Source organism: Acidobacteriota bacterium (assembly GCA_038040445.1).
In the GTDB taxonomy this organism is placed as follows: Bacteria; Acidobacteriota; Blastocatellia; order UBA7656; family UBA7656; genus Onstottus_A; species Onstottus_A frigus.
Genome location: JBBPIG010000054.1, coordinates 1 through 18,151, shown reverse-complemented (window position 1 = coordinate 18,151; position 18,151 = coordinate 1). Strand labels below are relative to the sequence as shown.

Sequence of the window (18,151 nt, the reverse complement as noted above, 5' to 3'; positions counted from 1 at the left end):
CCGCCGTCAGTGTCGTCTTTCCGTGGTCGATGTGTCCTATCGTTCCCACGTTCACATGCGGTTTCGATCGGTCAAATTTTTCCTTTGCCATAGTTGTCTAGCTCCTTTTTCCGCAAGCGCTCGCTCTCGGCGCCCGCCTGAGATGGAAAAATAATTACCTCGCGGTGCCTTGCACCTTAGCTATAATTTCTTCACGCACACTGCGCGGCGCTTCCTCGTAACGATGAAAGTGCATCGTGTAAGTTGCGCGGCCCTGCGTCATCGATCGCATATCAGTCGCATACCCGAACATCTCCGAAAGCGGCACAAAGGCTGTGATGACCTGCGTGCCCGGCCGCGCAGCCATGCTCTCGATGCGACCGCGACGCGAGTTGATGTCACCGGTAATCGAGCCCGCGTACTCTTCAGGCGCCACAACCTCGACTTTCATGATCGGCTCGAGCAGAACGGGATCGGCTTTCTTAGCGGCGTCCTTGAACGCCATCGAGCCGGCGATCTTGAACGCCATCTCCGAAGAGTCAACCTCGTGATAGCTGCCGTAGTGCAGCGTCGCCTTGACGTCAACCATCTCATAGCCCGCCAGAACCCCGCCTTCCATTGCTTCCCTGATACCTTCGCCGACAGGCTTGATGTACTCGCGCGGGATGACGCCACCGACGATCGCGTTGACGAACTCGAAGCCGCTGCCCGGTTCGGCCGGCTCGAGTTTCACTTCAGCGTGACCATACTGACCGCGTCCGCCCGTCTGTCGAACGAACTTTCCAACACCTTCTGCCGCTTTGCGTATAGTTTCGCGATAGGCGACCTGTGGCCGGCCAACGTTCGCATCGACGCCGAACTCTCGCTTCAGGCGATCGACGATGATCTCCAGGTGAAGCTCACCCATACCGCTGATGATCGTCTGTCCCGTCTCCTGATCGGTAGCGACTTTGAAGCTCGGGTCTTCCGCCGCGAGCCGCTGGAGACCGATGCCCAGCTTCTCCTGATCCTGTCTGGTCTTGGGTTCGATTGCCTGGGAGATAACCGGCGCCGGGAATTCGAGAGCTTCAAGGACGATTGGGCGGGACTCTTCGCAGATAGTGTCGCCGGTGGTGACCTGCTTAATGCCGGCAACCGCGACGATCTCGCCCGCTGTGGCCTGCTCGACGTCCTCCCGCTTGTTCGCGTGCATGCACATGATGCGGCCCACTCGCTCTTTTGAACCCCTGGTCGAATTCAACGTGTAGGAACCAGCCTTAAGAGTGCCTGAATAGATTCGAACGAATGAAAGCTGACCGACGTGCTTGTCAGCCATGATCTTGAACACCAGTCCCGCGAAGGGCGCTTTCGGGTCGGGCGGCCGCTCTTCCTCGGTTCCCTTCTTGGGATTCACGCCCATGACCGGGGGCACATCAAGCGGGCTGGGAAGGAAATCAACGACGGCGTCAAGAAGCGGCTGCACGCCCTTATTCTTAAACGCGGAGCCCGCCACGACCGGCACGAGCTTCAGCGCGATCGTCTCGCGCCGAATCGCCGCACGAATCTCGGCGTCGGCAACCTTTTGACCAGCGAGGTACTTTTCAGCGATCGGGTCGTCCGCATCGGCAAGCGCTTCGATCATCTTGTCGCGCGCCGCTGCGGCATCGGCCCGAAGCTCGTCGGGTATATCAACCACATCCGGCTCAGCACCCTTGTCCTCAACGTTGTAGAGGTATGCGCGCATCGTGATCAGGTCGATCACCCCGCGAAACTGATCTTCGGCTCCAACTGGGATCTGGATCGCTACCGGATTCGCGCTCAAGCGGTCGCGCATCGTCTGGATTGCGTGACTGAAATCAGCGCCCGGCCGATCCATCTTATTCATGAAGGCAATGCGCGGAACGTTGTACCTGTCGGCTTGACGCCACACAGTTTCAGACTGCGGCTGCACGCCGGCTACTGCGTCGAACACCGCCACGGCGCCATCAAGCACTCGCAATGAGCGTTCGACCTCAATGGTGAAATCGACGTGACCCGGCGTGTCAATAATGTTGATACGATAGTCCTCGCCGTCCCGCGGCCAGAAGCACGTCGTCGCCGCCGACGTGATCGTTATGCCGCGCTCTTGTTCCTGCTCCATCCAGTCCATCACTGCAGTGCCTTCGTGGACCTCGCCGATCTTGTACGAAACGCCCGTATAATAGAGGATGCGTTCGGTCGTCGTGGTCTTGCCCGCGTCGATGTGGGCCATGATCCCGATGTTGCGGAACCGTTGTAGTGGCGCTGGCGCCTGCTTCGACATTCTAAATACGTCCAGTACGTCCTATGGGTCCTATCACCAACGATAGTGCGCGAACGCCTTGTTGGCGTCAGCCATTCGGTGTGTGTCATCCTTCTTCTTCACTGCGTTGCCGCGATTATTCGCCGCATCGAGGATCTCGCCTGCGAGCCGATCGGTCATAGTCTTCTCGCCGCGCCCGCGCGCGTAACTGATCACCCACCTGATGGCTAAACTGTTACCGCGCGACTTCTGATCAACCTCGATGGGCACTTGATAGGTAGAGCCACCCACCCTGCGAGACTTGACCTCGACTCGCGGTTTTACGTTGTCGATGGCCTTCTTGAAAGTCTTCAGCGGGTCCTCTTGAGTCTTATCGTGGATTTGACTCATTGCCCCGTAGAAGATGCCTTCGGCAACAGACTTCCTGCCCTCCCACATCAGCGAGTTGATGAACCTGGTCACCATCGTCGAGTTGTATAGAGGGTCCGGCAGAACCTCGCGCTTAGCTGCAACTCTTCTTCTTGGCATAAACCTTCCGTAATGCGTGATGCGTGATGCGTGATCACAGAGTACGGATCACGCATCACGCATCACTTTCTATTTCTTCGCCGGAGACGCTTCCTTCGGCCGCTTCGCTCCATACTTAGAGCGGCTCTGTTTGCGCCCCTGAACACCAACCGCGTCGAGGGTCCCGCGAACCACGTGGTAACGGACGCCTGGCAGATCCTTGACGCGACCCCCACGGATCAAAACAATCGAGTGCTCCTGCAGGTTATGACCGATGCCAGGGATATAAGTCGTCACCTCGATCCCATTGGTCAGACGGACGCGCGCCACTTTGCGCAGCGCTGAGTTCGGCTTCTTGGGAGTCTGCGTGTAGACGCGTGTGCACACGCCGCGCTTCTGCGGACTCGAATTCAAAGCCGGGCTCGAGGTCTTGTACTTAACGTTTACTCGCCCTTTGCGAACTAACTGATTAAGTGTCGGCACTTATGGCTCCTCTCAAATTGCGCCCGGGCCGAAATGCCTCAGGCTTCGCTCATTTGCTGAGCACCGTCGCTCAACCCGGCAAGGTCAAGAGCGCAGATGGCAAGCGCCTCCTAACCCTCGCGCGTACCCATCCAGGCCGGGATTATCTAGATCTTTTTGTGGGGATGTTCTGAAAAGTAGCTGCGGATTCGGCCACCCCGGGCCAAACTTCTCTGTGGCGTGATCTCAGGTCAACTTTCGTTTTGAATTCAAGAACCCGGCGTTTACTCCGGATTCCGTTTACGCCACAATAACGTTTATTCCGCGTCCGGTTTCAATCAACAAGGCGCCTCCGCATGCTCAGAACCAAAAAGCGCCGTTGTTCCAAACGAGGAACTATACCGGCGCGCGAGTTTGATGTCAACCCGATGAAGGGTAGTTCCCTTCCCGCTACGCCAGTGCTGCCAACGAGCCAGCTCTCAACCGCTGGAATGCTTCTCAAACCGGCTCGAAAGCATCTGCCGTGCGGCGTCGGGTCACGCACCAAAGAATGACAAATTCTTTCACCGTTTACAAAAAATGTGACGCCTCTTGCCGCTTTCTTCTGTTCTCAACAATCAAATTCCACATTTTTTCAGCCTCTGTTACCCATTGTCGGCACTGGCCTACCGCGTGCTTTGGATCGATGTTAAGCCCAGAGGAGAACGCCATGGCCTTGACGTGTCCACGCTGCGGAACCGACGTGCCGAGCGAGGCACTGTACTGCCCTTATTGCAGCCTGCCGAAGCCAAAGCGCGGTTTTGCCGGTGGTGCCAAAGACAATAGAGAAGAAACCAAACCCACCGAACAGCCACAGGCTCGGGTTGCAGTCAGGGAGAGTAAGCGAACCGAGAAGCGCCGGCCCGCGCATCCTCGACCAACATCGCGAAACCTCCGCCTTCCGGTTTTGAGCGCCGGCGTGCTCGTGGCTCTTCTTAGCGTGGGCATTTATATCTTTGTGGTCCCCCTTGTCTACTCGGATCAAGCGGAGCCCAAAACAGTTTTGTCTGCGCTAGACAAGCTGCGACGAATGCCATCAAGCGAGCCAGGCGTTACGATTGATGCTCGTCTGTCGCGCGAGCTTGAGGCATCGCGCCGGGTCGGTAACCTCGTTGGGTATCAGGGTTGGACTGTGCGGCCTATCAAGGGAACAAAGACCAGGGTTCTTATTGTTTTCGCCTACCAGGAGGTTGGTGGCACTCATCAGCGCGCCGAGTGGCTTGCGGACCTGAGTAACAACACCTTCACGCCACAGACTGACCTCGCCGCGGCCGTCCACAGCAAACAGTAAGCACCACAGCGCGCCATCCATAAACTCCGGCGACGTGACTCCTTTCGTGCCCGGCTATCGTGCAGTTGCTATTCGCTCGCCGTCCTGCTTTGCCCGGCGATTCATTCAAATTCGTTTTGCACTGTCAATTAGCAGATGACGCGGGACAGAGAGGTGTCAAATCCGAAAGGTCTCCACATCGCTGAGCTAGGTACAGCGCGCACGCGGCGCAAACGATTTCACCAACTGAAACGAGTTGAGGGATGAAAGGTCGTACTGCAGACGGCCTCTCATCCCTCAGTTTCTCAGAGGCATTTCTAGCTGCCAGCTTGAGGCGCGAGGTCTAATCGCCGACTTCTTTAGCCTCAGCCTTCAGCTCATCACCGGCAGGCATCTCGCCCGCTCCGTACTCTTCCGCTCCCTCCACGGTCATGTCCGGCTCCAGCTTGATGTTGCGATAGTGCTCCATTCCCGTTCCCGCAGGAATCAACCGGCCCATGATCACGTTCTCCTTGAGCCCGCGCAGGTAGTCGACCTTGCCGCTGATCGCAGCTTCGGTCAGCACTCGCGTGGTCTCCTGGAACGACGCGGCCGAGATGAATGACTCGGTAGAGAGCGAGGCCTTGGTGATGCCCAGCAGCAGCGGCTCCATCGAAGCCGGGGTGCCGTCCTCTGCAAGCACGCGCTCGTTCTCGTCCTGGAAGCGGAAGCGGTCAACCATGTCTTCGAGCAGGAACTCCGTATCGCCGACGTCTTTGACCCGCACCCATCGCAGCATCTGGCGAACTATGACTTCGATGTGTTTGTCATTGATGTTCACGCCTTGCAGACGGTAGACCTCTTGAATCTCGTTGACCAGGTAGCGCTGAAGTTCCTCGATGCCGCGCACCGCCAGGATGTCGTGCGGGTTCAGCGGCCCGTCCATGAGCGGCTCGCCTGCTCGCACCCAGTCATCCTCCTGCACGTTTATGTGCACGCCACGAGGAATCGCATACTCACGCTTCTCAGCATCTGGCGCTTCGACGATGACTCGGCGCAGTCCCTTGACGATGGGACCGAACTTCACCACGCCGTCGATCTCGGTCATGACCGCCGTCTCCTTCGGACGGCGCGCTTCGAACAGTTCAACCACGCGCGGCAAACCACCGGTGATGTCCTTGGTCTTCGTTGTCTCCTTCGGGATCTTTGCGATGATGTCACCCGGAGCGACACGCAAATGTTCCTTCTCTTCCTGAGCCTTTGAAGCTCCAGCGCCTCGCTTCTTCTTCCATTCGTCGTAGTCGACGACGAGCAGGTTCGCGCGAACGGGCATTTGATATGTTCGCAACACCTTGTTCTTCTCGTCGCGGATCTCGATCCTCGGCTGGCGTTTCTCGTCGGGCGAATCGATGACGACCAGGTGAGACAGACCGGTCACTTCGTCGACCTCTTCGCGGACGGTGACGCCTTCGATCAAGTCTTTGAAGGTTACGGTGCCGGCTTCCTCAGTGAGGATCGCAAATGTGTACGGGTCCCACTCCGCAAGCTCCTGACCTTCTTCGACTCGCTGGCCGTCGGAGACTTTCAGCGTGGCGCCGTAGTTGATCTGATACCGCTTGAGCTCGCGGCCGCGCTCGTCGGTCAAGGAGACGATGCCGTTTCGATTCATCGCCACCAGATCGCCCTCGCGGTTGCGAACCGTCTTCACGTCTTCGAACTTCACTGTGCCCGAAGCGATTGCTTCGTGTTTCGTTATTTCGCCCACACCGCCGGCCACGCCACCGATATGGAAAGTCCTCATCGTGAGCTGCGTACCGGGCTCGCCGATTGATTGCGCAGCGATGACGCCCACGGCCTCGCCGAGCTCGACCATGCGGCCCGTCGCGAGATTACGGCCGTAGCACTTGATACACACGCCGCGGCGCGACTCGCAAGTCAACACCGAGCGAATGCGCACACGCTCGATTCCGCCTGCCGCTTGAATCATTCCTGCCAGATCTTCGGTGATCTCTTCGTTAGACTCGACTATGACCTCACTGGTGATTGGGTCGCGCACGTCTTCAAGCACGACGCGCCCGATGATCCTGTCGCGCAGCGATTCGATCTCCTCGCCGCCTTCGATGATCGCGGTCGCCCAGATGCCTTTGATCGTTCCGCAGTCCGGCTCGCTGACGATTACGTCCTGAGCCACGTCGACCAGACGCCGTGTGAGGTAGCCGGAGTCCGCGGTCTTGAGCGCCGTGTCAGCCAGTCCCTTTCGCGCGCCGTGAGTCGAGATAAAGTATTGAAGCACGTTGAGGCCTTCGCGGAAGTTCGCGCGAATTGGCGTCTCGATGATCTCGCCTGAAGGCTTGGCCATCAACCCTCGCATACCGGCGAGCTGGCGAATCTGCTGCTTAGATCCTCTCGCGCCGGAGTCGGCCATGATCAGAATAGGATTCATCTCGCCCGATTCCTGCTCGCGGCGGTTCATCTCGGTGAACATCGCTTCGGCGACCTTCTCGGTCACTTCCGACCAGATGGCGATAACCTTGTTGTAGCGCTCGCCGTTGGTGATGATTCCTTCTTTGTACTGATTCTCGACCGAGACGACATCCCGGTTCGCCTGCTGAACGAGTTCCGCCTTTGCGGGCGGCGTCACAAGATCGTCGATGCCAATTGAGATGCCCGCTTTTGTCGCGAACAGAAAGCCAAGGTCCTTCACCTTATCGAGCATCTTCACTGTTTCGGCGTGACCGAGCCGCAAGTGGCAATAGTTGACCAACGACGTCAATCCCTTCTTCTTGAGCGTGCCGTTGACGTAGGGCATGCTTACAGGCATTTGCTCGTTGAAGATTACGCGGCCGACCGTTGTGTCGATGACTCGGTTCTTCAACGTTCGAACGGTCCCGCGTATCACATCTTGATCGTCGCGTTCATGCTCCAGGTCGATGAGGTCGCCCGAGAACAGAAGCTTGATCGGTGTCTGCGTATGGACCTCACCCGCATCGAGGGCCAGCAACACTTCGTCGTCTGCCGCGAACTTGCGGCCCGCGAACTTGTCGTCCTTTTTGTCCTTCGTCAGATAGTAGCAACCCAGCACAATATCCTGGGTTGGGACGGCGATTGGCTGCCCGTTCGACGGCGAAAGAATGTTGTTGGACGCGAGCATCAACACGCTCGCCTCAACCTGAGCTTCAGGCGAGAGCGGAATGTGCACTGCCATCTGGTCGCCGTCGAAGTCCGCGTTGAACGCGGTGCAAACGAGCGGATGAATCTTGATCGCTTTGCCTTCAACCAGCACCGGCTCGAAAGCTTGAATACCAAGGCGGTGCAGCGTTGGCGCGCGGTTCAACAGCACAGGGTGTTCGCGAATGACTTCTTCCAGGATGTCCCAAACAACCGGCTCCTGCCGCTCGACCATTTCCTTCGCTTGCTTGATCGTCGCGGCGTACTGTTTCTTCTCGAGCAAGTTGTAGATGAACGGCTTGAACAACTCGAGAGCCATTTTCTTCGGCAACCCGCACTGATGCAGCTTGAGCTCGGGCCCGACTACGATGACCGAACGGCCGGAGTAGTCGACGCGCTTGCCGAGCAGGTTCTGGCGGAAGCGGCCTTGCTTGCCTTTCAGTGTGTCGGAAAGCGACTTAAGTGGACGATTGTTCGCTCCTCGCAGCACGCGTCCCCGGCGGCCGTTGTCGAACAGCGCATCGACGGCTTCCTGAAGCATGCGCTTCTCATTGCGCACGATCACCTCAGGCGCCTTCAACTCGATAAGCTTCGACAAGCGATTGTTCCGATTGATGACTCGTCTATACAGATCGTTCAAGTCGCTGGTCGCAAAGCGCCCGCCGTCCAACGGAACCAATGGACGAAGCTCGGGTGGAATCACCGGGATCACGTCCAGGATCATCCAGTCGGGATGATTGCCCGATCGGCGAAATGCCTCGACGACTTTGAGCCGCTTCGAATACTTGAGCTTCTTCTGCTGCGAAGTCTCGTCCTTCATCTTCTGGCGCATCTCGACCGCCAGTACTTCGACGTCAACTTTGCGGAGCAACTGTTTGATGGCTTCCGCTCCCATCTTCGCAAGGAACTTTCCGGGAAACTCCTGCATGAGTTCACGGTAGCGATCATCGGGCAGCAACTCTCTTTCTTTCAGCCCTGTTTCTTTATCCGGATCGCCTGGTTTATCTCCGGGATGGTCTCCAGGATCGATCACAATGTACGATTCGAAGTAGAGCACCTTCTCGAGCTCGCGCAGAGGTATGTCGAGCAGGTGGCCGATGCGCGAAGGAAGTCCCTTGAAAAACCAAACGTGCGAGCACGGGCTGGCGAGCTTGATGTGGCCAAGCCGCTCACGCCGGACCTTCGATTGGGTAACCTCGACGCCGCACTTATCGCATACCACGCCGCGGTGTTTCATCCTCTTATATTTCCCGCACAGGCATTCCCAATCGGTGACCGGACCGAATATCTTTGCGCAGAACAACCCGTCGCGCTCAGGCTTAAACGTTCTATAGTTGATAGTCTCAGGTTTGGTGACCTCTCCGTGAGACCACCCAAGAATTTTCTCCGGTGAGGCAAGACTTATCCTTATGGCTTCAAAGTTAGGTGCCAGGCTCGTTCGCTCTTGATGTGTCCTAAACATTTCTCTGTTACCTTCCCCTGTCAAAGGTTCAGGGTTCAGGGTTCAGGGTTCAGGGTTGTTGCTTCACTCCTCGCAACCCGGAACCACGAACCCTGAACCCGAAACCGGGTTCACTTATTCCGCTGCCACTACTTCTTCTTCCTCGGGGCGGCGCATCAACTCAACGTCGAGACACAGCGACTGCAGCTCGCGGATCAGAACGTTGAACGACTCGGGCACGCCGGGATCGAAGTCTGCCTCGCCCTTCACGATCGCTTCGTAGATTTTTGATCGGCCGGCTACGTCGTCTGATTTCGCGGTCAGCAACTCTTGCAGGATGTGCGCGGCGCCGTAAGCCTCAAGCGCCCACACTTCCATTTCTCCGAAGCGCTGGCCGCCGAACTGAGCCTTGCCGCCCAGCGGCTGCTGGGTGATCAGCGAATACGGCCCGATCGAGCGCGCGTGAATCTTGTCGTCGACCAGGTGTGACAGCTTCATCATGTAAATGTATCCGACCGTAACCTGCTGCTCGAAGGCCTCCCCGCTCATCCCATCGTAAAGAACGGTCTTGCCCGAGGTCGGCAGCCCGGCGTATTCGAGCAGCTTTTTGATCTCGACTTCGCGCGCGCCGTCAAACACCGGCGACGCGTACGGAATGCCTTCAACAAGACTGAGCGCGTCATCGACAAGCTCAGCGTCACTCATATTGGCGAACCGCTCCTGCGATTCTGGGCTAGTGAAGACATCTTTATAGATGGGGCGAATCTTTTTGGCCCTCACAGTGTCCAAAAAGACTTTGCCGGCGGTTTCGTATTGGATCCTTTCGCTCTCGGTTAGACTCTCGACCGCAAGCAACTCGCCGATCGTCTGACCGATCTTTTTCGACGCCCAACCAAGGTGAGTCTCCAGAATCTGGCCGACGTTCATTCGCGAAGGAACGCCGAGAGGGTTCAACACAATCTCCACCGGCGTACCGTCGGGCAGATACGGCATTTCTTCCTCGGGCAGAATCCGTGCGATGACTCCCTTATTGCCGTGGCGGCCTGCCATTTTGTCGCCGACCGACAGCTTGCGCTTCATCGCGATGAAGGCCTTCACCATCTTAATCACGCCCGGCGGCAGCTCATCGCCCTTCTTGAGCTTATCGATATTCTCGTGATGAAGCTGCTGCTGAACCTTGACCTGCCTCTCGGTGCGCCGCTCAATATCCGTAATCTCGGCTTGCACGTCGACGCGAGAGCTGGTGACCTCGATCTTGCGCAACGCCCCGATTTCGAGTTGCGCCAGGTCCTCGTGCGTAAGCTTCGTGCCCTTCGGGAGGAGCTTCTTGTTCTTGTAAGTCAGGTCGTCGGCGAGCCGCTGCCCTTCAAGCAACTCAAAGATCCTCTTGTTGCGTTCGTCTTCGAGGATGCGAACTTCGTCTCTGACGTTCTTTTCGAGCTTCTCCTCTTCTGCGCGTTCGATGGCAAGCGAGCGCTCGTCCTTTTCAGCGCCTTTTCGAGTAAACACCTTTACGTCGACGACGGTCCCATCGATCCCCGGCGGGCAGGTCAGGCTTGCGTCGCGCACGTCCCCCGCCTTCTCGCCGAAGATTGCGCGAAGCAGTTTCTCTTCAGCGGTCAACTGAGTCTCACCCTTGGGTGTGACCTTGCCAACCAGGATCGAGCCAGGCTTGACCTGCGCGCCGATCCGGATGATGCCCGAATCGTCCAAATCGCGCAGCGCGGATTCGGAAACGTTCGGGATGTCGCGGGTGATCTCTTCGGGTCCGAGCTTCGTGTCGCGGGCCTCGACCTCGAGCTCCTCAATATGAATCGAGGTGAACGAGTCTTCCTTTACCAGCTTCTCGGACACAAGGATTGCGTCCTCAAAGTTGTAACCGCGCCACGGCATGAACGCCACGAGCACGTTGCGTCCTAACGCCAGTTCGCCCATGTTCGTGCAAGGCCCGTCGGCAATCACATCGCCTTTCTTTACAGCCTGCCCTTCGCGCACGATCGGCTTCTGACTGATGCATGTGTTCTGATTCGAGCGCTTGAACTTCGTAAGCTGATAGATGTCGGCGTTGATCTCGCGAGAAGTAGTACCGCCCGCAATTCCGTGCTCGGCCCGGATGATGATTCGCTCGGAATCGACCGAGTCGACCACACCATCGCGGCGGGCGATTACCACGGCGCCGGAGTCCTGCGCCGTGACCTTTTCCATCCCCGTGCCCACCAGCGGAGCTTCGGCGCGCAGCAAAGGAACCGATTGGCGCTGCATGTTCGAACCCATCAGCGCGCGGTTCGCGTCGTCGTTTTCGAGGAACGGAATCAGCGAAGCCGCAACCGATACGAGCTGCTTGGGACTCACGTCGACGAAGTCCAACTCGGCCGGCTCGGAGAACTTGAACTCGCCCGCCTTTCGCGACCAGGTCCGCTCTTGAACGATATGTCCCTGCTTGTCGACTTCCACCGACGCCTGGCCGATGGTGTAGCGGTCTTCTTCCCACGCCGAAAGATAAAATGGATACGGCTCGTACTCGGCGGGCTGTTGATGGGCGGCGCTGAGCTTCTTGTTCGCCTTGTCAACCTGTTCCCTGGGCAGATGGTCGCCGATGTTGTGGTCGGTATCGCCGGCCGATAGCATCCGCACATAATCAACCACGCGTCCGTTCTCGACCTTGCGATAAGGCGATTCGATAAAGCCGAACTCGTTGATTCGCGCAAAGCACGACAGCGATGAGATCAATCCGATGTTCGGACCTTCAGGGGTTTCGATCGGGCAGATGCGGCCGTAGTGCGTAGGGTGAACGTCGCGCACCTCGAACCCCGCGCGCTCCCTCGAAAGACCGCCCGGCCCAAGAGCTGAGAGTCTGCGCTTGTGTGTGATCTCCGAGAGCGGATTCGTCTGATCCATGAACTGAGACAGTTGCGACGAGCCGAAGAACTCGCGAACCGCCGCCGTCACCGGTTTCGCGTTGATCAGGTCGCGAGGCATCGCCGTCTGCATCTCCTGATGGATCGACATCTTCTCTTTGATCGCACGCTCCATGCGAACGAGCCCGATGCGGAACTGGTTTTCGAGAAGCTCGCCGACGGCTCGCACTCGACGATTTCCCAGGTGATCGATGTCGTCGGCCTCGCCAATGCCTTTGCGCATCTTGAGCACGTACGCAATCACGTCGACGAAATCACGAGTGGAAAGCGTCTGTTGATCCAGGCGATCGCGCTCGGGCTTGCCAAGTTTGATGTTGGCTTTCAACCGGCCGACTCGCGAGAAGTCGAACTTGCGCTCGTCGAAGAACATCCCTCGGAAGAGGTTCCACGCAGTCAGGATCGTCGGCGGATCGCCCGGCCTCATCTTCCGATAGATCTCGAGGATCGCGTCCCGGGGCGTCTTGACCGAGTCCTTCTTGAGCGTTTGGCTGACTACGACGCCGACATCGTCACGTTCCGGGAAGATTATCGCGACCTGGGTCACGCCCGATTCTGCGATCTGTTGCAACTCGCGCGACGTGAGTTCGGTGTTAGCTTCGGCGATTACTTCACCCGTCTCGGTGTTAACAACGTCGTCGGCGAGGAACGCGCCTTCGATCTCTTGCGGGTCAACCGCGACCGACTTGATCTTTGCCTTGCGGAGAGCTTCGACGTCGCGCTTCGTGAGCTTCTTTGCGTGCGCGCCGCCGCGCACAACGGTCTCGCCTGAACGATCCTCGACCGTCTCGGCGAGGTGCAGACCGATGAGTCCTTCAGTCGGCTCAAAGTGCAAGCGGCCATCCTTAAACGTCGACTTGTGCACGGTGTAAAACATCCGCAGAACTTCGGCATCCGTGAAGCTCGCCCGCTTGATCTCGTCTTCCAGATGCGAATCCGTCCCCACGCGGTCAATGTCAACCTTCTCCATCAGACCGAGCGCCCGAAGGAAAACCGTCCCAAGGAATTTGCGCTTGCGGTCGATGCGCACGTAGAGCAGGTTCTTGGCGTCGTATTCGAACTCGACCCACGAGCCACGATAAGGAATGACCTTCGCGAGAAAATAAGTGTTGTTGTTTTCCTTCTCGAAGAACACCCCCGGCGAGCGATGAAGCTGGCTCACTATCACGCGCTCTGTTCCGTTGATGATGAACGTGCCGTTATCGGTCATCAGCGGAATCTCGCCGAAGAAGACTTCTTCCTCCTTGATATCGCGGATGGATTTCTGGCCGGTGTCTTCGTCGGTGTCCCAAACCGTCAGGCGAATCTTGACCTTGAGCGGCACCGCGTAGGTCATCGACTTTTCCTGACACTCCTTCTCTGAGTGCTTGTGCTGAAGCGTAACCGGCTCGCCACAGTTATCGCACAGCACCGGCGAGACCGTGTTCATCGTGCCGCACTGCGGGCAGGTTTGCTCTTCGGCGGCGTAAGGATTAACCCGGAGGATCGCCCCGCACGAACGGCAGTTGGTGCGCAGGTGGTACAGCCCTTCGAGCTGTCCGCATTTGCACTGCCAGTTCCCGATCGAGTACTCGACAAACTCGAGCTGCGACGTCTCACGAAAATCAGTTATTGGAAAAACAGACCTGAATACAGCCTGAAGGCCGGTGTTCTCCCGCTCAGCCGGAAGCAGATCCATCTGAAGAAAGCGGTTGTAAGATTGACGTTGAACCTCGATGAGATTCGGTATTCTGATGGCCGTTTTGATTCGGGAAAAATCGTACCGCTCCCGGCCTATGCCGTTTCCAGTATTCGCTAGTGCTGACATATCTCTCCTCGGTTAGCAGGTAAGAAGAAGCTTGCAGCCGGCCATACCAATTCCAGCTGTCGCCGGATAACTTCAGTTCACGCAAAACGGGGTAGGTCACGCGAGGAAATCTCTCAAAGCCAGACTCTTTGACACTCGCCGCAAGCTCGGACATTTTGCAGACACAAAGGCGTAGCGCGGCCGGAGACACTTTCTCCGACCGCGATCTTCGCGTGTTTTTGAGCGCCAAATAAACTTTATTGTCGTCGCCGCCCCTATACGTTGCTATGACCCGATACTACACAACGAAGCGCCATCGGTCAAGCGCCAGTTTGAATAGGACCTAAGCGACCAATAGGACCTATCCATGACTATCTTAGTTCGACGGTTGCTCCGGCGTCGGTTAGTTTTTTCTTGAGCGCCTCGGCCTCTGCCTTCGGAGCGGCTTCCTTCACTGCCTTGGGCGCTGCTTCGACAAGGTCCTTGGCTTCCTTCAATCCGAGCGCCGTGATCTCGCGCACGACCTTGATAATCCCGATCTTCTTGGCGGGATCGGCCATGCCCGTGAGGATGACGTCGAATTCTTCCTTCTCTTCAACCGCCGGCGCCGCCGCTGCGCCAGCGCCCGCAGCCGGGGCCGCAGCTACCGCGGCAGCCGCCGCCGATACGCCGAACGTCTCCTCCATCATCTTGACCAACTGGGACGCCTCTAACAGCGAAAGGTCTTTGATCTGGTCGACTATTCCTTCTAGCTTCTCTGACATGACTTTCGTATCCTCCAATTCCTTACCTGGCTTGTGATGGCAGCGTTGGCCTGCCTCACATCGTCGGCTGCGTCGCCGGCGCATCTCCGGCAACTGCCCGCCTTCCAAGCCGCTGCACTGACAATTCCAAAGCGGCGTTAAGATTGCGACGATCGAACGCAGACCTCCACAAGCCCGCGCGCTCGATTTCGGATTGCGGATTTCAATCCGCAATCCGCAATTCTTACCCCTGAGCTTCCTTTTGAGCGCGGACCTGGTCTATGACGATCGCCAGGTTCCGCGCGACTCCGGCCGTTACAACCGCCAGTCGCTGTGCGCTGCTGTTGACCAGGAACATGACCCTCGAGATCAGCTCCTCCTTCGACGGAAGGTTTGATAGTGACTCGATGTCCTTGACATCGATGGCTCGGCCTTCCACAACCGCGGCCTTGAATGAAAACACCGGACTTGCTTTCGCCCACTTTGAGAGCAACTTCGCAAGCGATACCGGGTCATTCTTTGAAAGCGCGACCGCCGTCGCGCCCTCGAATTGCCCTTTTACCTGCTCCAGCGGCGTGCCCTCGGCGGCGCGGATGGCCAGCGTGTTCTTCACCACGCGATAGGAAACCTGCGCCTGGCGAAGCTCGCGACGCAACCGCTCGTCGTCGGCCACCTTGATTCCTTGAAACCCGACCAGAAGCGCGTTGGGCGACTCTTCAAACTCGCGATGAAGCACTTCGATTTCTTTTTCTTTTTGCTGTCTCGTCTTCACGATTCAACCCCCAAAGTTTAGAGTCCAGCCTTCAGGCTGCGCGCCTTGGCAAGCTAAAGCTTGAACTCTGAACTAAAATTCTGCCGTGTTCAGCTTGATGCCCGGACCCATCGTCGACGAAATCGTCGCGTTCTTCACATACTTGCCTTTAGCCGCCGGGGGCTTCGCGCGCATGACCGCGTCTATTAGGGTCTTGGCGTTCTCGGCGAGACGTTCCTTATCGAAGCTCACCTTCCCCAACGGCGCGTGTATCACACCGGTCTTGTCGACACGGAACTCGATCTTACCGGCCTTGATCTCGCGCACCGCGCGCTCGACGTCCGCCGTAACAGTTCCGGTCTTCGGATTCGGCATAAGCCCTCGAGGTCCGAGGATCTTGCCGAGCTGTCCGACGGATCTCATCGTGTCGGGCGTGGCGATCAACGCGTCGAAGTCAACCCAGCCGCCTTTAATGCGAGCGACGATGTCGTCGCCGCCGACTTCGTCAGCTCCAGCGTCGCGGGCTTCCTGCACCTTCTCGGCCGAACAAATCACGACGACGCGCTTCGATTTGCCGAGTCCGTGTGGAAGCACAACCGTGCCTCGCACCAATTGATCCGCCTTGCGCGGGTCGACTCCGAGAGTCATCCCGATTTCGACCGTCTCGTCGAACTTAGCGAAAGCCACTTTCTTCGTAAGCTCGACCGCTTCGTCGATCGAATAAGCCCGGCTGTGATCAACTTGCTCAGCAGCCGCTCGATATTTCTTTCCTGCCATGCTTTTTCTCCCAGGTGATTAACGTGGCCGGCTTCGAGGCCCGGCCACTCCCTTGTTTACGCCATCCCGAAATCCCGCTCACCCTGAAATGAGCCGCGGAAGCCCATTCTGTTCACGTCACGCGTATTCCCTGGCGAAACCGGTTCGGGGTTAAATGAATCGGACGGCTAGTCTATGACCTCTAGTCCCATGTTGCGGGCCGTCCCCTCAATCGTCCGCATTGCCGATTCAACAGAAGTCGTATTCAGATCCGGCAGCTTCGTGCGAGCGATCTCTTCGATCTGCTTGCGGGTGACCCGGCCTATCTTATCGCGGTTTGGGCGGGCCGAGCCCTTTTCGATTCCGGCAGCCTTCTTCAGCAGATCGGCAGCGGGCGGCGTCTTGGTAATGAACGTAAACGAGCGGTCAGCATAGACAGTTATCACCACCGGGATGGTCATATCCACGATGTTTGCGGTCTTGGCGTTGAACGCCTTGCAGAACTCCATGATGTTTACGCCGTGTTGTCCAAGCGCGGGACCAATTGGAGGCGCGGGGTTAGCTTTCCCGGACTGAACCTGAAGCTTGATGTACGCAGTAATTTTCTTTGCCATTATTGGGTCCCTTGCGAGCCGGCGCCCAACTGCGACGCCGAGACTCTCCCCTTCTTTAGAGTTTCGCGGTTCAGGGTTCCTGGTTTCGGGTTCGCGAACTCGGAACCCGGAACGCTGAACTCGGAACCTCTCATTCTTCTTCCGAGAACGTCAATTTCTCAACGTCCAAAAAATTCAACTCGACAGGCGTCGAACGCCCGAAAATCGTGACCATCACTTTGAGCACGCCCTTGTCCGGGTTGATCTCTTCCACCTGGCCGGTAAATCCGCTGAACGGCCCCGACAGTATTCGCACGTGCTCGCTGTGCTGGAACGTATGCTTGGGCTTAGGCTTCTCGGCCGCCTCGGTCACGTGATGCACGATCTGGTCAACTTCCTCAGGCGTCAACGGCGTCGGCTTTTGTCCCCCAACGAAACCGGTTACCTTAGGCGTCGACTTGATTATGTGCCAGACCTTCTCCCCCACTTCGCCTTTCTCATCGGTTTCAATCTCAACCAGAACGTAGCCCGGAAAAAACATCCGCGAAGTCTCAACTCGCTTCGAACCGCGCATCTCTACAACTGTTTCCGTAGGCACGAGCACCTGTGAAATCTGATCCGCCATATCGTAGGCCTGAATGCGTGACTGCAAGGACTCCTTCACCTTCTTCTCGTAGCCCGAGTATGTGTGAATGATGTACCAGTTTCTTGGCATAAGCCCTTTGCCTACCTTATCGCCTTTTCCAGCGCTTCGAACCCCACCGTCACAACCATGTCAACACCCCACAAGTAAAAACCGAAGAAGACGACCGCGATCAGCACGACAACCGTAGTGCTCCAGACTTCAGCCCGCGTCGGCCAGGTGGTCTTGGCCATCTCGAGCTTGACTGCGTGATAGAACTCGCTGATGCGCGTCCAGAGCGGGAGCTTCGGCAGTTTCAGAGGCGTCTTCCCGCCTTCATCCCCGCCGCCGCGGCGAACCGGTTCCTCGCTCACGCTCTGTTCTTCTTCCGCTATTTCGGTGACTCGGCTCATTCTTCTACCTCGCGCCTCCCCCGTTGCCGCATCTGAACGATGTGGCAGGGGTACCAGGATTCGAACCCGGCCTTACGGTTTTGGAGACCGCCGTGCTAGCCGCTAACACTATACCCCTGAGCACCGTGATGCGTGATTCTTGATGCGTGATTCGGAGTTCTCTTCACGCATCACGCATTACGCATCACACTCTTCACTTCGTCTCTTTATGAGGAGTGTGACACCTGCACTTTCTGCAGAACTTCTTGAACTCGAGGCGATCCGGCGTCTTTTTCTTGTTCTTCGTCGACACGTAATTCCGGTTCTTGCACTCGGTGCACTGAAGCGTGATGTTATCTCTTGGCATAACTCCTCAATTCATCCCGATTCGACAAACTCAGGTTTGTCGGACAGGCTCTACTCGATGACTTCGGACACCGTTCCCGCGCCTACCGTTCGTCCGCCTTCCCGGATCGCGAACCTCAACC

The 18,151-nt window shown here is 57.5% G+C and carries 15 protein-coding genes and 1 tRNA gene; 1 reads left to right on the top strand and 15 read right to left on the bottom strand.

Going from position 1 to position 18,151, the window contains the following annotated elements:
- The 4 genes from AABO57_28355 to rpsL form a co-directional block, all read right to left on the bottom strand.
- Window positions 1–91, bottom strand: a 91-nt coding sequence (locus AABO57_28355; protein ID MEK6289646.1) for a GTP-binding protein, incomplete at its 3' end; no start/stop codon positions are given.
- 63 nt (window positions 92–154) lie between these two features.
- Window positions 155–2,260, bottom strand: a complete 2,106-nt coding sequence (fusA, locus tag AABO57_28350; protein ID MEK6289645.1) for an elongation factor G — start codon at window positions 2,258–2,260, stop codon at window positions 155–157.
- 33 nt (window positions 2,261–2,293) lie between these two features.
- The gene (gene rpsG / locus AABO57_28345; GenBank protein MEK6289644.1) at window positions 2,294–2,767 is read right to left on the bottom strand and encodes a 30S ribosomal protein S7; all 474 of its coding nucleotides are present in this window, start codon (window positions 2,765–2,767) and stop codon (window positions 2,294–2,296) included.
- Between the two features lie 69 nt (window positions 2,768–2,836).
- The gene (gene rpsL / locus AABO57_28340) at window positions 2,837–3,229 is read right to left on the bottom strand and encodes a 30S ribosomal protein S12 (protein MEK6289643.1); all 393 of its coding nucleotides are present in this window, start codon (window positions 3,227–3,229) and stop codon (window positions 2,837–2,839) included.
- Window positions 3,230–4,277: 1,048 nt separating this feature from the next.
- Here rpsL and AABO57_28335 point away from each other — a divergent pair.
- Window positions 4,278–4,538 (top strand): hypothetical protein, encoded by a 261-nt coding sequence (locus AABO57_28335; protein MEK6289642.1) that lies wholly within the window; start codon window positions 4,278–4,280, stop codon window positions 4,536–4,538.
- A gap of 322 nt (window positions 4,539–4,860) precedes the next feature.
- Here AABO57_28335 and rpoC read toward each other — a convergent pair whose 3' ends face one another.
- The 11 genes from rpoC to AABO57_28280 all read right to left on the bottom strand — a co-directional run bounded on the left by rpoC (window position 4,861) and on the right by AABO57_28280 (window position 18,149).
- A complete protein-coding gene (rpoC, locus tag AABO57_28330; GenBank protein MEK6289641.1) occupies window positions 4,861–9,126 on the bottom strand; it encodes a DNA-directed RNA polymerase subunit beta' in 4,266 nt (1,421 codons plus the stop codon).
- Window positions 9,127–9,240: 114 nt separating this feature from the next.
- Window positions 9,241–13,827, bottom strand: a complete 4,587-nt coding sequence (gene rpoB, locus AABO57_28325; GenBank protein MEK6289640.1) for a DNA-directed RNA polymerase subunit beta — start codon at window positions 13,825–13,827, stop codon at window positions 9,241–9,243.
- 350 nt (window positions 13,828–14,177) lie between these two features.
- Window positions 14,178–14,570 (bottom strand): 50S ribosomal protein L7/L12, encoded by a 393-nt coding sequence (gene rplL, locus AABO57_28320; GenBank protein ID MEK6289639.1) that lies wholly within the window; start codon window positions 14,568–14,570, stop codon window positions 14,178–14,180.
- 223 nt (window positions 14,571–14,793) lie between these two features.
- Entirely contained in the window at window positions 14,794–15,321 is a 528-nt protein-coding gene (gene rplJ, locus AABO57_28315) for a 50S ribosomal protein L10 (protein ID MEK6289638.1), read from the bottom strand.
- 72 nt (window positions 15,322–15,393) lie between these two features.
- On the bottom strand, window positions 15,394–16,077 hold the full coding sequence (rplA, locus tag AABO57_28310) for a 50S ribosomal protein L1 (GenBank protein MEK6289637.1): 684 nt from the start codon (window positions 16,075–16,077) through the stop codon (window positions 15,394–15,396).
- A 167-nt stretch (window positions 16,078–16,244) separates the two neighbouring features.
- Window positions 16,245–16,670 (bottom strand): 50S ribosomal protein L11, encoded by a 426-nt coding sequence (gene rplK, locus AABO57_28305; protein MEK6289636.1) that lies wholly within the window; start codon window positions 16,668–16,670, stop codon window positions 16,245–16,247.
- Window positions 16,671–16,800: 130 nt separating this feature from the next.
- Window positions 16,801–17,364 (bottom strand): transcription termination/antitermination protein NusG, encoded by a 564-nt coding sequence (nusG, locus tag AABO57_28300; GenBank protein ID MEK6289635.1) that lies wholly within the window; start codon window positions 17,362–17,364, stop codon window positions 16,801–16,803.
- Between the two features lie 11 nt (window positions 17,365–17,375).
- Complete coding sequence (secE, locus tag AABO57_28295; GenBank protein MEK6289634.1) at window positions 17,376–17,684, bottom strand: preprotein translocase subunit SecE; 309 nt, start codon at window positions 17,682–17,684, stop codon at window positions 17,376–17,378.
- A gap of 42 nt (window positions 17,685–17,726) precedes the next feature.
- Window positions 17,727–17,802, bottom strand: a tRNA-Trp gene (locus AABO57_28290).
- A 75-nt stretch (window positions 17,803–17,877) separates the two neighbouring features.
- Window positions 17,878–18,030 carry a 50S ribosomal protein L33 gene (gene rpmG, locus AABO57_28285; protein ID MEK6289633.1) on the bottom strand — a complete coding sequence of 51 codons (153 nt, stop codon included), beginning with the start codon at window positions 18,028–18,030 and terminating at the stop codon, window positions 17,878–17,880.
- Between the two features lie 50 nt (window positions 18,031–18,080).
- The gene (locus tag AABO57_28280; protein MEK6289632.1) at window positions 18,081–18,149 is read right to left on the bottom strand and encodes a hypothetical protein; all 69 of its coding nucleotides are present in this window, start codon (window positions 18,147–18,149) and stop codon (window positions 18,081–18,083) included.
- Window positions 18,150–18,151 lie beyond the last annotated feature (2 nt).